Genomic DNA, 14966 nt, shown 5'->3' with positions numbered 1-14966 from the left:
TAGGATGGTTTAGGGTGGGGCCGGGGTCAACCGCCGGTCCCAGCAACCCGGGTTTCGCCCGCGACACTGCGGTCTTCGGACATCAGCCGCACCGCTAGGGGGCGCGACAGGTTGCGTTTTTCCGCCAGAGACAGCCGGTCCAGTTGTTCGACGATCCGGGCTGCCGCAGCAAACGAACGATCCATATGGGCCACAAGATAGGGGATCACGTCGGGTTTCGGGGTGATCTGGCGGTCATTGAACAGCTTCGCTAGCACCACAGCCAACAAGGCATCGTCCGGCGGCTGCAGCTCGGCATGTGTGGCGGCCTGAACACGGCTTTGCAGGTCCGGCAGGCTCAGCCCCCAGAGGTTGGGCGCCGCGCGCCCCGTCATCATCAGGGCAAACCCGTTCGCCAGCACCAAGTTATGCAGGTGAAACAGGGCCTCCTGGGCGGATTTGTCAGAGGCGATCTGCGGCACGTCCTCCAGGACCACGGGCGCGGTTGCCAGCTCGGGCACCATCGCCTCGGTCAGATCTGCCGCCGCCACGATCCGGGCGCCGGACTGGCTGGCCCAGACATGGGCCAGATGCGTCTTTCCCGATCCGGCAGGACCGGTCAGAACCAGTTTGCCACTGGGCCATGAAAACCCCGGATCCAGCAGCGCCACAGCCATGGCATTCGACGGGGCGACAAAAAAGTCGTCCCGGCCCAAAGCCGTTTTGGCGGGCAGGTCAAAGCTGAGTTGTTGCGCCATATTACTTTTTCGAATCCCGGTGGCTCAGTCCCTGGTACAGACGGCTGTGCAGATACTGTCCCGTGAGGAAACGTGCAACTACGCCCAAGGCTGCCGCAACAGGCACGGCAACCAGCATGCCAACAAAGCCAAAAAGCGCACCAAAGACCGACAGGGCCAGCAGCAGCCAGACCGGATGCAGGCCAACGGATCCGCCGACCAGTTTTGGAGTAAGGTAATTGCCCTCGATCACCTGACCCAGTGCAAAAATCCCGGCCACCAGCCCGATCGACCACCATTCGCCCCAGAACTGGAACAGGGCAAGTCCGATAGCCAGAGCGCCGCCCACCAGCGCCCCCAGATAGGGAATGAAGGTGACGAGCCCGGCGATGAACCCCACCGCCAGCCCGAAATTTAGACCAACCAGCATCAGGGCGACGGCGTAGTAAACGCCCAAGATCAGGCAGACGGTGCCCATGCCGCGGATGAAAGAGGCAAGCACATCGTCAATCTCACCGGCTAGCTTGCGGATCACCGGCGCATGGTCGAGCGGCAGCAGCGCGTCGATCCGTTCGATCATCCGGTCCCAGTCCAGCAGCAGATAGACCGAGACAACCGGAACGATCACGAAAAGCACCAGCAGGTTGACGACCGAGACGGCTGAGCCGACGAGGGATTCAAATAGCTCGATCCCCTTGCCCTGAAGGGTGCCTGCGATGGAGGCGATGGTTTGCTGCGCGCGGCTACCTTCGGTGAAGATCGACGGGAAGTGTTCCTGCGCAAAGTTGCGCAGATCGCGAAAGGCTTCGGGCAGAACCCGGATCAGATCGCTCAGCTGGTAGATCAGCGTCGGCACCACCACCAGCAGCAGCAGCATGAAGACCAGCATGGCGCCGATAGTAATCACCGCAGTTGCGGCGGTACGGCTGAGGCCTGCGGCCTCTAGTCGGTCGGCAATGGGGTCAATCAAATAGGCAATCGCCGCGCCCAGCACAAAGGGCAGCAGCACGTCGCCAAGCGCCCAGAGAACGATTGCGAAAACCACGGCGGCAACGCCCCAGTATTGAAACTGCTTCTTCGCCGGAAGTGCCATATGCCAAGCGCCTCTCTGAGATCTGTTTGCCAATCACCCCAGTCATTGCCCATGCGGTTGCCTCATGCAACAGCCAAGCAGCAAGTGCCGCCAAATGAGCGGTTGGATGGGGCAGGGGCGTTCCTGCGCGCTGTGCCTTAGTGGATGCGCACGCCCTGACGGGTCAGTTCACCTTGTACGGCGGCAATGTCCACCGCGTGCGGGCTGCAGGCGGATTTGACGGATAGTGCCGCGGCAACGCCCGCGCCCTGACCGGCCACTGCGCAACAGGCCATGTTGCGGGTGGCGGCATGGGCGACCTTGTCGCCGCCGATGGCGCGGCCCGTCACCAGCAGGTTTTCCACCCCTTTAGGCAGCATTGCGCGATAGGGAATCTGCATATAGCGCCCGGTGGTGGGCAGGATCAGGATGCCATAGCCGTCGATGAATTCCGGGTAGATGCCGATGGTGTCTTCGAACCGGCCCTGATTGCGGGTCTCATCCTCGGTCATGTTGTGATGGGCGTCGATCTTGCGGGTATCACGGATGCCGATGGTCATGCCGAAATTGCGCAGCCGTGCGCCTTCGCAGCCAGGCGTATAGGCCTTGAGCGCATTGATCGCGTGCATGGCCTGCTTGCGCCCTTCGATTTCAAAGCGGGTCATACTGTCCGGGTCGGTGCCGTCACAGCCTGCGAGATGCACCAGGTTCATATAGGTCATCTCACCACTGTCATGGACGGCCCCCCAGGTGCCCCCGATGGTATTGAGATGCGCCGGGATCAGCCCTTCGCGCAAGGCCTGCGCAAAAGGCTTGGCGAGGAAGGGAGAGAACATCTCATCCTCCTTGCCGGAGGTTTCCACCTCCCATTCCCCGGTGGACCAGTCCCGGTAGGTTTGCGGGTCTGCTTTGACGCCTTCCATGAACTTCTGCTTGTCGACGCCTGCAATGTGGAACATCACGCTTGCGGCCTGCATTTCCTCCACCGGTGTCTTGAGTGTGGGGGCGCCCATCATCTGCGCGATATCGGCATCTCCTGTCGCATCAATCACCCGCTGAGCCAGGATCGCCTCGCGCCCTGCCTTTGATTCGACGATCACGCCGGTGATCCGGTTGCCTTCGCGGATCGGGGCCACGAACATGCGGTGCAGCATCGGGTGAATGCCTGCTTCCTCGACCAGTCTATCGGCGACCAGTTTGAAGCCTTCGGCGTCCAGCTCGTATGACAGGGACTGGCTTTCCGGTACGGCAGCGTCCATCTCCTTGGCGCGTTCCTCGAATTCCCAGCCGATGCCACCAGCCTCAACCGTCTGCTCGTGCCGGTACCAGGCAAAACCTTCGACGCCGACAGCGGTGATATTGCCACCAAAGCAGCCGAACCGGTCCACCAGGGTCACATCGACCCCGCAGCGCGCTGCTGCCAGTGCCGCCGCCAGCCCGCCGGGGCCAGAGCCTACGACAAGCACATCGGTGCGATGTACGACGGGGATTTCCCGGGCGGGTTCGGTAATGGTGTCGCGCATCTGGGCCTCCGCAAAAAATTTGAACTAGCATTTACAAAACTGACCAGCGGTTCAAGTGGTTTCCGGGCTAATATCCGGTTTGACCGCTGCCGCCACTCCAAAGCCCGATTGCCTGAGGCGCGGCGATGGCTTAGACCGCTTGAAAACCCCTTTGAACGAATGAGAGCGACATGCGCCTGTCCCGTTACTTCCTGCCTGTTCTGAAAGAGACGCCTTCAGAGGCCCAGATCGTCAGCCACCGCTACATGCTGCGGGCCGGCATGATCAAACAGTCCGCCGCCGGGATCTATTCCTGGCTGCCGCTGGGCTTCAAGGTTCTGAAGAAAATCGAAGGCATCGTCCATGAGGAACAGATGCGCGCGGGCCATATCCCGGTGCTGATGCCCACCATGCAATCGGCAGACCTGTGGCGCGAAAGCGGCCGTTACGATGCCTATGGCGAAGAAATGCTGCGCATCACCGACCGGCACGAGCGCGACCTGTTGTTCACACCCACCGCCGAAGAGCTGATCACCGATATCTTCCGCAGCCATGTCAGCAGCTACAAAGACTTGCCGCTGACCATGTACCAGATCCAGTGGAAATTCCGCGACGAGATCCGCCCGCGTTTCGGCGTGATGCGGGGACGCGAATTCTACATGAAGGACGGCTATAACTTCGATCTGACTAAGGAAGACGCGCTGCACGCCTATAACCGTCATCTGGTCAGCTACCTACGCACCTATGAGCGCATGGGGTTGCAGGCGATCCCGATGCGCGCGGACTCTGGCCCCATTGGCGGCGATGACACGCATGAGTTCCTGGTGCTGGCCGACACCGGCGAGAGCGAAGTCTTCTACGACAGCGCGGTGACCGATATCCGCCTTGGTCAGCGTGACATCAATTACGACGATCACGACCAGTGCCGCGCAGTAATGGAAGAATTCACCGCGCTTTATGCCCGCACAGATGAAACCCACGACGCGGCGCTGTTCGACCAGATCCCGGCCGAACGCCAGCGCAGTGCTCGTGGTATCGAGGTCGGTCAGATCTTCTACTTCGGCACCAAATATTCCGAACCGATGGGGGCCACGGTGCAAGGCCCCGATGGCAAATCCATCCCCGTACACATGGGCAGCCATGGCATCGGTGTTTCCCGTCTGGTTGGCGCGATCATCGAAGCAAGCCACGACGACAAGGGTATCATCTGGCCCGAAGGCGTGACCCCGTTCCACTGCGGTATCGTCAACCTGAAGCAAGGCGACGAAGAAGCCGACGCGGCCTGTGACAAGATCTATGCCGCGCTGACTGCGGTTGGTCTTGACCCGCTGTATGACGACCGCAAGGAGCGCGCGGGCGGCAAATTCGCCACCATGGACCTGATCGGTCTGCCCTGGCGTATTACGGTCGGTCCGCGCGGGCTGAAGAACGGCGTGGTGGAACTCACCTCGCGCCGGACTGGCGAAAGCGTGGAACTGCCCCCGGAAGACGCCGTGAAAAGGATCGCCGAGATCTACGCCGAGCACGCCTCGGGCCGCGGCTTCTGAGCGGCGGCGCGCAGAGGGTTAAGGCCCCAGGCTGAAACCTCCAAACGCGGGACTGAAATGGAAAAGGGGGGCAGTGATGCCCCCCTTTTTGTATCAATCGCCATTCCTACAGGACGTTGCGCAGCAAACCGAAAAGCTTGCTGCGCACGCGTGCTTAGAGGAAGTCGAAGTTTGCTGCGCTCAGCTCATCAAAGGTCACACCCTTGATTACCAGCGCATCGCCTTCTCCGAAGTCGAGGATGGTGCGGTTGCCGTGGTCGGTGGCCAGACCGCTCAGATCGTCAAAGCTTTCGACGCCTTCGATGTGCAGCGCGATCGTGTCTTCGTTCGCATCGAAGCCAATGATGCGGTCACGGTCGTAGCCAGTTTGGAACACAAAGAGGTCCGCATCGTGGCCGCCGTTCATGCGGTCACGGCCAGCGCCACCGTCCAGCACGTCGCTGCCCTTGTTGCCTTTCAGGATGTCGCGACCTGCGCCACCGTCCAGAGTGTCGCTACCGCTACCGCCTTTCAAGATGTCGCGACCTTCGCCGCCGGTCAGCATGTCGTTGCCGCTGTTGCCGATCAGGACATCGTTGCCCTCGCCGCCGTCCAGCTCGTCCCAGCCGCCACGGCCGATCAGAACGTCACGGCCACCGGCGCCGTTGACCAGATCATCCACGGAGGAACCACGGAAGAAGTCAAAACCATTGGAGCCTTCTGTCACAGCGTATTCGTTGATGTGGATGTCAGCGATTTGCGCGCCGTCACGGGTGAAGTCTGCTGCAACCGCGTCGATGTGTTCGCCAAGCGCGTTGGTGCCGCCTAGGATGTTGCCTTCGCCTTCGGGCAGGAAACCTTCATGCGAGCCGACCACGCCACCTTCGGTGGTGCCGGTGTTGGCAGCCATCTGGCCCAGGAGCGGCACTTCTTCTGCGATCTCGGAGTTCACTTCGGTGCCCGCATCCAGCACGTCGCTGCCTGCAAAGGAGATGTTTTGCTCGCCCATGAAGTGGCCGTTTTCGTCGAACAGTTGCAGCGAGTCTGCGGTGCCGACAAAGGCGTCGTTCGAGGGGATGACCATTGCGGCCAGCGACAGGTGACCGTTGGAGGAACCATCAACGGAGAATTCTGCGGTTGCGGTTTCGCCCGGTGCCAGAATCGGCGGGGTGCCTGCACCCAGCACTGCGCCAGTTACGGCATCCGCGTCTGCGGCCACAACCGCTTCGTTTGCCGGAGCGAAGTTACCGTCTTCGGCCAGGGCTTCCAGAGCAGCCGATGCAGCTTCGCCGGTGTTGTAGAGGTCAAAGCTGCCGTCGTGGGCGGCGAACCAGAAAGGGGTCGTGTAGGTGCCGCCGTGGGCAGAGGTGTTGGTTGCGACGATGCGAAGATCGGTCATTGAGTTATCCTCAGTTTGAATTGAAGTTTGCGCACTTTCTGGGGGAATTGTGGAGATGCCAAGGGGGGGCTCCCTCACAGTCTCTGACGTCGCTGTGATCCTGGGGGTAAAGTCACGAAATGGTTACTTTGTGGGTATTTAAAATAAAAAAAACGAAAAATTAACGTTTCAGGCGAAATTTTGGCGCCGATGTATTCGGACATATTTGAATATATACAATCAGATGAATCGCCAATTTGCACAATCTTAAGTAGAATTACGTAAGTGGGGGGCGAGCATCTCTTGGTGGCTTCCCGAGTGAGAGCAGGGGACCCGCCGCCGCGCGGAACCGTCGCGAGATGGCCAGCCACGAAACCAAAACCGCCTTGGCAATGCAGCCTTGCCTTGACCCTGCACGCCGGACAGCACAGGTTGTCCGCAAATCTCCCGGGCAGGACCACACATGGCCACGACACCTCCGCCGTTTTCACGTTTTGAATGGATGATCGCCTGGCGCTACCTGCGTGCGCGCAGGGCCGAGGGCGGCGTCAGCGTGATGACCTGGATCAGCCTGATCGGGATCACTCTGGCGGTGTTCGCACTGATCGCCACGCTGGCTGTGCGTTCGGGGTTCAGGTCGGAATTCGTCGGCACCATCCTGGGCGCCAATGCGCATGTGACGCTCTATTCTCATGGGCAGGTCACGGCAGAGGGCAATATCGACCGGACCTTGGAAGACTACACCGAGATGGCCGCAGCAGCATCGCAGGTGCCCGGTGTGATCCGCGCCGCGCCGCTGATCAAAGGGCAGGTGATGGCCAACCTGCGCCAGCGCAATGCCGGGGTCGAGGTCTTTGGTATCGCTGCCGCGGATCTGGAGGCCATTCCCGGCGTCGCCCAAAGCGAGGAAAGCCTTGGCGATCTGGAGCGGTTCGGGGATGGCGTGGCGATCGGGTCCGGCGTGGCGCGCGAGTTAGGCGTCAGTGTCGGCGACCGGATCAAGCTGATCTCTCCCAATGGGGTCAAAACCCCCTTTGGTACCAGCCCGCGCATCAACGCCTATGAGGTGGTCTATATCTTCACGGCAGGGCGCTATGACATCGACCGCACCCGGCTTTATATGCCGTTTGACGCGGCGCAGGCGTTCTTCAACCGTGAAGGCGTGGCTGACGAGATCGAGGTCATGGTGGCTGACCCGGAAAAGGTCGATCTATTGGTGCTGCCGCTGCTGCGCGCGGCGGGACAGGGGATCGGGGCCTGGACCTGGCGCGATGCCTCTGGCGGGTTCCTGCGCGCGCTGGAGGTGGAGGACAACGTGATGTTCATCATCCTGTCCATTCTGGTGCTGATCGCCACGATGAACATCGTTTCGGGGCTGATCATGCTGGTCAAGAATAAGGGCCGCGATATCGGTATCCTGCGCACCATCGGCCTGAGCGAAGGATCGGTGATGCGGGTGTTCTTCATCTGTGGTGCCTTTACCGGTGTGATTGGTACACTTTGCGGTGTGGTCTTGGGCTGCCTCTTCGCGATCTATATTGATCCGATCTTCTCCTTCGTGAACTACGCGATGGGCGGCGGGGTCTGGGATCCGTCGATCCGGGGCATCTATGCGCTTCCGGCAGAGCTGAACCTGCCCGATGTGCTCTCGGCCGTTGCCCTGTCGCTTGGCCTGTCTTTCGTGGTGACGATCTTTCCGGCGCGTCGCGCGGCACGGCTGAACCCGGTGGAGGCCCTGCGCTATGAATGATCAGGTATCGCAGGCAGCCGCATTGGCGCTGGAGCTGAAAGGCATCAGCAAGTCCTATAACCGGGGCAGCGCGGCGCAGGTGGATGTGCTGCGGGGTGTCGATCTGTCCCTGAAACCGGGCGAGGTCGTGGCCCTTGTCGCGCCGTCTGGCGCAGGCAAGTCGACCCTTCTGCATATCGCCGGTCTGCTGGATACCCCGGACGAGGGCAGCCTGTGTATCGGTGGGCAGGATGTCACCGGGCTCGGCGAGCGGGCGCGCACCGGTCTGCGGCGTAGCGATGTGGGCTTTATCTACCAGTTCCACCACCTGTTGCCCGAATTCACTGCCGCAGAAAACATCGTCCTGCCGCAACTGGCCAATGGCGCCAGTCAGAAGGCGGCTCGGGCGCGTGCGGCAGAGTTGCTGGATCTTGTCGGCCTTTCGGCCCGCGCCGGGCACCGTCCGGCAGCAATGTCCGGAGGCGAGCAGCAGCGGGTTGCCTTTTGCCGGGCTCTGGCCAACCAGCCGCGTGTGCTGCTGGCGGACGAGCCGACCGGAAATCTGGATCCGGGGACGTCGGATCAGGTTTTTGGCGTCTTGATGGATCTGGTGCGCAGTTCTGGCCTGTCGGCGCTGATCGCGACCCATAACCTTGACCTTGCCGCGCGGATGGACCGGGTTCTGCATCTCGAGGACGGGGCGGTGGCGGCCGCGCCGCAATAGGCCCGCGCGCACGCGGCCCCTGTTTCTGGGTGCATCTCTGCCGCCGCCGGTTTACGCTGCAAAACCTGCCGGTTACAGTGCCCCTGACTGAGACGGTTGCGGCCAGAACGACAGGAACGATGCCATGAAGACCAAAACGATCCTTTGCATGCTGCCGCTTGTGGCCGGGCTTGCCGTGGCCTGCACCGAAATCGTCAACAGCATGCCCACCGCGCAGGAAGGACAGATCCTGTTCAATCAGAACTGCGCGCTGTGCCATGGCGAAAATGGTAATCTCGCCCAGCGTGAGACCACGCTTGATGCGCCCGACCTGCGCAAGATCAGCGCGCGCCATGACGGTGCGTTCCCGCGCGCTGCAGTGCTGTCGCAGATCGATGGCTACGGACGCGGCAAGGTCAGCGCCGAATACATGCCGGAATTCGGCGCCCTGCTGGAAGGCGAGCTGATTCCGGTTGAGGTCGAAGGCACCCTGTCGCCGACACCGCGCCCTCTCGCGGCGCTGATGACCTACCTCGAAAGCATCCAGGCCGAAGGCTGAGCCGCAGCATATGCCTCAGCTACAGATGCCGCGCAGATCGGCGCCTTTCCAGGGCAGGTAGACGTCGCTCTGGCGGCTTTGCGGCAGGTCCGAAACCGGCATCACATCCTTCAGCATGGCATGCAGCCGCTGGGTGCGGGCGCCCTGTGGCGCCAGCGCGCGGCAGCAGACGTATTCCTCGACGATGGCGCCTTGCTGTTCATAGCCATAGCTCAGGAAATCGGGGCTCTGGTCCAGTTCGAACAGATAGGGATCGGGGTTGCCGCGATGCTCGGCCGCGGCGCGCAGCGGGGTATATCCGGTGCGCGCCCGGTTCTGCCATTGCCAGACATGGGTCACCTCATGGGCCAGCAGCATCGCCTCCACCAGATACAGGCGCTCAGGATAAGCAGGCAGGTAATTCTCGGTGTACCAGTCGCGGATATAATAGATCCGGTTGAACAGCGTCACCGCTGCGGGGGAGGATGTGACGATCTCGTCCTTCACTGGCGGCAGGATACGTTCGCGGCAGGCCACGCGCGGGCGCGGTTTGCGGCGGAAGGTGGTCGCGGCCACCGGCGCACCGTCTATGATGCGTACCTTTTCCGGCTTCAGGTCGCTGCCGTGAATGTCCGACAGAAAGGCACGCTCCTGCTGCGTCAGCTCGCGCCCGCAGGAGGCGAGGATCAGGGCAATCAGGAATATACGCAGGATCATGAGGTCACGCTAGCGCAGCAAGGAAGGGCGGTATAGCCGTTTTGCGCCTCACCTCAGGCGGCAAAGAAGCTGGCGGTGGCGGTGGCGACCAGTTTGTCGCTGTCCTCTTCGCTCATCTCGGCGCGGGCAAATACCAGCGCCTTGCCTGCCCGCACCACCTGCGCCCGGCAGAGGATCGCGCTGCCCACCCCGGGGCGCAGGAATTGCGTGTGCAGATCGGTGGTTGCCAGCGGGCGCACGCCGCCCTGATGGGCAAAGGCCGCCAGCACCATCGAGGTATCGGCCAGCGCCGCCAGCGCCTGCCCCGAGACGATGCCGCCCATGCGGGCAAGGTTCGGCGTCAGCGGCATGCGCAGGGTGGTCTGTTCCGGGCTGGCCTCGGTCACGGTCAGATCCAGCGCCTGCACCCAATCGGCGAAGCCTTCGGCCAGAACGGATTGCAGATCCGCGGGGGTCATGGTGGCGGTCATTTCTGTCTCCCTGTTTTGGCCGGAGGTTAGCCGCTGCCCCGTGCGAAAGCCACGGTGATTTCAGGCTGTCTGTGGAGGAGGGAAGTCAGGATGCACCGCCTGCAAGGTGGTCCCTTGGGGCGTGGCGCGTAGCGGCGAGGCCCGCGCCTGGCCTTACATCCGGGGTTCACGCCGGATCCCGAAGGGACAAACAGTCCGGGGGACTGTTTGAGGCGTGAACGGGCGGAGCCCCACGCGTCAACGCCTTCCCCAAGATACACCGCCTGCAAGGTAGCCCCTTGGGGCGTGAGGCGTCAGCCGCACGGCCCGCGCCTGACCTTCCCCCGGGAGTTCGTCCCGGACCGCGCAGCGGCAAACAGTGCGGGACACTGTTTGGGGTAAGAACGGGCGGAGCCCATCGCTGAAACGCCTTCCCCAAGATGCAATGCCTGCAGGGTATCCCCTTGGGGCGTGGCGCGCAGCGGTACGGCCCGCGCCTGACCTTCCCCCCGGGAGTTCGTCCCGGACCGCGCAGCGGCAAACAGTGCGGGGCACTGTTTGGGGTAAGAACGGGCGGAGCCCATCGCTGAAACGCTTTCCCCAAGATGCAACGCCTGCAAGGTGGCCCCTTGGGACGTGGGGCGTTAGCCGCACGGCCCGCGCCTGACCTTCCCCCCGGGAAGGCGCTTCACGCCTCCCCAAGGTCAGGCACGGGCCGTGTGTCAGTCTTGGTGAGTTCGACGCGAGGTGCTCAGAGAAAGAGCGAGGCTAGTCCAATTGCCGCTATCACAACAAGGAGGATAATAATGCGCGTCAATTGGACACTTTCGGGGCGGACCTTGTAATAATGAGCGTGGTCAATGCTTTCTAGAATCTCACTATTTCGCTCTAGAAGTTCAATTATGCGATCCATCTGTTGGGACTGCTCCGATGATTGAGCAGACAAGGTCTCCACTTCTGATCGCAGGAGTTCAACATTGTCCGGGAGACGCTCGCGCAAGTCCACTGCCTTTTCAAGTCGGGCAATGGACTCGGAGTAATGGCTGCTGTCACCCATCGGTGCTTACCTCAATTCTGAATTGTATGAGACCAACACCTCAAACATCCAACTCCTCCACGAACTTCGCGTTCTCCTGAATATACTGGAACCGCAGTTCGGGTTTCTTGCCCATCAGACGCTCCACCAGATCGCCGGTCTCGCCCGGTTCGTCCTCGTCAATCGTCACCCGGATCAGCTTGCGGGTCTTGGGGTCCATCGTGGTCTCTTTCAGGTCCTTGGCATCCATTTCACCCAGACCCTTGAAGCGGGAGACATCGATCTTGCCCTTGCCGCCCAGACCCTTTTCCAGCCATTTGTCCCGCTCTGCCTCATCCAGGCAATAGACCCGTTTCGCGCCTTGCGTTAGGCGGAACAGGGGCGGGCAGGCGAGGTAGAGGTGACCGCCATCGATCAGCGGGCGCATCTGGGTGAAGAAGAAGGTCATCAGCAGCGAGGCGATATGCGCGCCGTCGACATCCGCATCGGTCATGATGATGATCTTGTCATAGCGCAGATCATCGAGGTTGAACTTGGTGCCAAGGCCAACCCCCAGCGCCTCGCACAGGTCGCTGATCTCCTGGTTCGATCCCAGCTTGTTAGAAGCCGCGCCCAGAACGTTCAGGATCTTACCCTTAAGCGGCAGCAACGCCTGATATTCACGGCTGCGCGCGCCCTTGCCCGAGCCACCGGCCGAGTCGCCCTCGACGATGAACAGCTCGGTGCCGCGCCGGTCTTTTGACGTACAATCGGTCAGCTTACCCGGCAGGCGCAGTTTCTTGGTGGCGCTCTTGCGCTGGGTCTCTTTCTCCTGCTTGCGGCGCAGGCGCTCCTCGGCCCGCAGGATCAGGAAATCGAGGATGGCGCCGGCCGATTTGGTATCGGCGGCCAACCAGTTGTCAAAGTGGTCGCGGACCGAGTTTTCCACCATCTTGCTGGCGCTTTCGGTCGACAGGCGGTCCTTGGTCTGGCCGACGAATGCGGGGTCCGCGATAAAGCAGGAAACCAGCGCGCAGCCCCCGGTCATCAGGTCTTCGCGCGAGATCTGCGTGGCCTTCTTGTTGCCGACCAGCTCGCCATAGGCCTTGATGCCTTTCAGGATCGCGGCCCAGAAACCGGCGACATGGGTGCCGCCTTCAGGGGTGGGGACGGTGTTACAGTAGCTCTGGATGAAGCCGTCGCGGGCGGGCGTCCAGTTGATCGCCCATTCCACATAGCCCGGCTCGCCGAATTTTTCGCGGAACTCCACCTTGCCGCCAAAAGGCGCATCGGCATAGGTCGTGGCCTTACCCAGCACCTCGGAGAGGTAATCCCTGAGCCCGCCGGGGAAGTGGAAGGTCGCCTCGGTCGGGGTTTCACCGTCGTCGATGGCGGATTTCCAGCGGATTTCCACGCCCGAGAACAGGTAGGCCTTGGAGCGCACCAGCGTCATCAGCCGCTTGGGCTTGAAGCGGTGCGAGCCAAAGATCTGCTCATCCGCGTGGAAGGTGACCGATGTGCCGCGCCGGTTGGGGGCGGCACCGACCTTTTCAACCGGCCCCTGCGGGATCCCGCGGGAGAACCGTTGTTCGAACAGTTCCTTGTTCTTGGCCACCTGCACGACCATCAGATCAGACAGGGCGTTCACCACCGAGGAGCCAACCCCGTGCAGGCCGCCCGAGGTCTGATAGGCCTTGCCCGAGAATTTGCCGCCCGCGTGCAGGGTACAGAGGATCACCTCAAGCGCGGATTTGTCGGGAAACTTGGGGTGCGGGTCGATCGGGATGCCGCGGCCGTTGTCACGGATGGTGACCGAGTAATCGGCGTGCAGCTCGACCTCGATCCGGTTGGCATGGCCGGCGACCGCCTCGTCCATCGAGTTGTCGAGGATCTCGGCCACCATGTGGTGCAGCGCGCGTTCGTCCGTGCCGCCGATATACATGCCGGGCCGCTGGCGGACGGGTTCAAGCCCCTCCAGAACCTCGATCGAGGAGGCGTCATAGGTTTCGGCGTCAGGCGTGCTCAGGAGATCGTTGGCCATCTGTTTCGGGCTGCTCTTGGTTGCTTTTGGTTAAGGGGCATTATGGCAGGTGTCAGCGCCGCGGGGAAGAGGGCGACGGGGCCTGTGGATAACCCTGCGGCGCTGTGCCATGTAAGGAGGCAAATCGCGCGAGAGAGGGGACGGGCATGAGCAAGGGTGATGGGCTGGACCCAAAGGATTGGACCGCATTCCGTGCCGAGGCGCACCGGATGCTGGAGGCATCGCTGGACCAGCTGGAACAGATCCGTGACCGTCCCTGGCAACCGGTTCCCGGTGATCTGCCTGCGCGCTATCGGATCGGGCAGGGCGGTGATCTGGTGGGACGGATCGAGCGGGATGTATTGCCGCATCATGGCGGCAACGTGCATCCCCGGTTCTGGGGCTGGGTGCAGGGCTCTGGGATGGCCTCCGACCTGATCGCGGGCATGGCGGGCGCGGTGGTCAACGCCAATGTCGGCGGGCGCGATCATGGTGCGGTTTACATGGAGCGCGCTGTGATCGACTGGACACGCCGCCGGATGGGGATGCCAGAGGGCGCCAGTGGCGTTCTGACCACGGGCACGTCGCAGGCAACAGTGATTGCCTTTCAGGCCGCGCGGGTGCGGGCCTTGCCCGAGGTGCGCCAGACAGGGCAGGGCGCGGTGCGGCTCACGGCCTATGCAGGCGTCGGGGTGCATAATGCGACCCGCAAGGCGCTGGAGCTGATCGGGGTGGGCGCGGAGAACCTGCGGCAGGTGCCACTGGTGGACGGGCAGATGGACCCCGCGGCGCTGACCGACATGATCGCGGCGGACCGGGAAGCAGGTGCGGTTCCCGTCCTCCTTGTCGGGACTGCTGGCTCTGTGGATCTGGGCCTGTTCGACGATCTCGAATCTCTTGCGGATCTGGCAGTGGATCACGGGCTGTGGCTGCATGTGGACGGGGCCTTTGGCGCCTGGACGCGCATCGCGGCGGAGCCATGGCGCGGCCTCAGCAACGGGATCGGACGTGCCGACAGTATAGCGCTCGATTTCCATAAATGGATGTATGTGGGCTATGACTGCGGTCTGGTTTTGATCGCGGATGAGGCCGCCCATCGCGCCGCCTTTGCCGCCCGCCCAGCCTATCTGGAGGGCGGTGAACGCGGGTTGGCAGGCGGCGATCCGTGGTTCTGCGACTATGGCATCGATCTGTCACGCGGCAATCGGGGCCTCAAGGTCTGGTGCGCGCTGGAAATGCATGGTGAAGAGGCGCTTGCTGCAGCGATCACCGACAACTGCCGACTTGCGGCTCTGATGGCCGATGAGGTCGAGAAACAGCCGCGCATGGCGCTGGGCGCTGCGGTGGTGTCGAACGTCTGCGTCTTCACCGCGCGGAAGGATCTGCCTGCTGCGGAGCAAACGCGGCTTAATACTGCAATCGCCCAGGACCTGCAGGAAAGCGGCGAAGCGGTATTTTCCACCACACGCATGGGGGACCGGGTCCTGCTGCGCGCCGCGCTGACGAACCACCGCACGCGGGACGAGGATATCACTGCGGCCATTGCCGCGGTGGCGCGCCGGGCAGAACTGTCCGATTTGTGATCACTTCGTTTCGGCTTT

The 14966-nt window shown here is 62.3% G+C and carries 13 protein-coding genes; 5 read left to right on the top strand and 8 right to left on the bottom strand.

Annotated elements, in window-relative coordinates:
* Window positions 1-26 precede the first annotated feature (26 nt).
* The 3 genes from SM763_RS03345 to SM763_RS03335 all read right to left on the bottom strand — a co-directional run bounded on the left by SM763_RS03345 (window position 27) and on the right by SM763_RS03335 (window position 3311).
* Window positions 27-737: an HdaA/DnaA family protein gene (locus SM763_RS03345; RefSeq protein ID WP_347510958.1), complete on the bottom strand. Its 711-nt coding sequence runs from the start codon at window positions 735-737 to the stop codon at window positions 27-29.
* 1 nt (window position 738) lies between these two features.
* Window positions 739-1809 carry an AI-2E family transporter gene (locus SM763_RS03340; protein ID WP_065270739.1) on the bottom strand — a complete coding sequence of 357 codons (1071 nt, stop codon included), beginning with the start codon at window positions 1807-1809 and terminating at the stop codon, window positions 739-741.
* Between the two features lie 137 nt (window positions 1810-1946).
* On the bottom strand, window positions 1947-3311 hold the full coding sequence (locus SM763_RS03335; protein WP_347510959.1) for an FAD-dependent oxidoreductase: 1365 nt from the start codon (window positions 3309-3311) through the stop codon (window positions 1947-1949).
* A 170-nt stretch (window positions 3312-3481) separates the two neighbouring features.
* Here SM763_RS03335 and proS point away from each other — a divergent pair, with 170 nt between their 5' ends.
* A complete protein-coding gene (gene proS, locus SM763_RS03330; protein WP_347510960.1) occupies window positions 3482-4837 on the top strand; it encodes a proline--tRNA ligase in 1356 nt (451 codons plus the stop codon).
* A 154-nt stretch (window positions 4838-4991) separates the two neighbouring features.
* Here the strand turns inward: proS and SM763_RS03325 are convergent, their stop codons facing one another.
* The gene (locus SM763_RS03325) at window positions 4992-6215 is read right to left on the bottom strand and encodes a spondin domain-containing protein (protein WP_347510961.1); all 1224 of its coding nucleotides are present in this window, start codon (window positions 6213-6215) and stop codon (window positions 4992-4994) included.
* Between the two features lie 442 nt (window positions 6216-6657).
* On the opposite strand from SM763_RS03325, the gene SM763_RS03320 reads away from it, so the two are divergent.
* The 3 genes from SM763_RS03320 to SM763_RS03310 all read left to right on the top strand — a co-directional run bounded on the left by SM763_RS03320 (window position 6658) and on the right by SM763_RS03310 (window position 9185).
* Window positions 6658-7944, top strand: a complete 1287-nt coding sequence (locus tag SM763_RS03320) for a lipoprotein-releasing ABC transporter permease subunit (RefSeq protein WP_347509643.1) — start codon at window positions 6658-6660, stop codon at window positions 7942-7944.
* Window positions 7937-8647 carry an ABC transporter ATP-binding protein gene (locus tag SM763_RS03315; RefSeq protein ID WP_347509644.1) on the top strand — a complete coding sequence of 237 codons (711 nt, stop codon included), beginning with the start codon at window positions 7937-7939 and terminating at the stop codon, window positions 8645-8647. Before SM763_RS03320 ends, SM763_RS03315 begins: the two co-directional genes overlap by 8 nt.
* 124 nt (window positions 8648-8771) lie before the next feature.
* Window positions 8772-9185 carry a c-type cytochrome gene (locus SM763_RS03310; protein WP_347509645.1) on the top strand — a complete coding sequence of 138 codons (414 nt, stop codon included), beginning with the start codon at window positions 8772-8774 and terminating at the stop codon, window positions 9183-9185.
* 15 nt (window positions 9186-9200) lie between these two features.
* On the opposite strand, the gene SM763_RS03305 is transcribed toward SM763_RS03310, so the two are convergent.
* The 4 genes from SM763_RS03305 to parE all read right to left on the bottom strand — a co-directional run bounded on the left by SM763_RS03305 (window position 9201) and on the right by parE (window position 13386).
* On the bottom strand, window positions 9201-9881 hold the full coding sequence (locus SM763_RS03305; RefSeq protein WP_347509646.1) for a hypothetical protein: 681 nt from the start codon (window positions 9879-9881) through the stop codon (window positions 9201-9203).
* 53 nt (window positions 9882-9934) lie between these two features.
* Window positions 9935-10351 (bottom strand): PaaI family thioesterase, encoded by a 417-nt coding sequence (locus SM763_RS03300; RefSeq protein WP_347509647.1) that lies wholly within the window; start codon window positions 10349-10351, stop codon window positions 9935-9937.
* 730 nt (window positions 10352-11081) lie between these two features.
* On the bottom strand, window positions 11082-11387 hold the full coding sequence (locus tag SM763_RS03295) for a hypothetical protein (RefSeq protein WP_347509648.1): 306 nt from the start codon (window positions 11385-11387) through the stop codon (window positions 11082-11084).
* A 40-nt stretch (window positions 11388-11427) separates the two neighbouring features.
* Window positions 11428-13386 carry a DNA topoisomerase IV subunit B gene (gene parE, locus SM763_RS03290; RefSeq protein WP_274835703.1) on the bottom strand — a complete coding sequence of 653 codons (1959 nt, stop codon included), beginning with the start codon at window positions 13384-13386 and terminating at the stop codon, window positions 11428-11430.
* Window positions 13387-13532: 146 nt separating this feature from the next.
* Between parE and SM763_RS03285 the strand changes: the two genes are divergently transcribed.
* On the top strand, window positions 13533-14948 hold the full coding sequence (locus SM763_RS03285) for a pyridoxal phosphate-dependent decarboxylase family protein (protein WP_347509649.1): 1416 nt from the start codon (window positions 13533-13535) through the stop codon (window positions 14946-14948).
* The last annotated feature ends 18 nt before the right edge of the window (window positions 14949-14966 follow it).

The organism is Pseudophaeobacter sp. C1-32P7 (assembly GCF_041008775.1).
In the GTDB taxonomy this organism is placed as follows: Bacteria; Pseudomonadota; Alphaproteobacteria; order Rhodobacterales; family Rhodobacteraceae; genus Phycobacter; species Phycobacter gallaeciensis_A.
The sequence above is the reverse complement of the archived record's forward strand: the minus strand, read 5'-3'. Positions and strand labels throughout refer to the sequence as shown.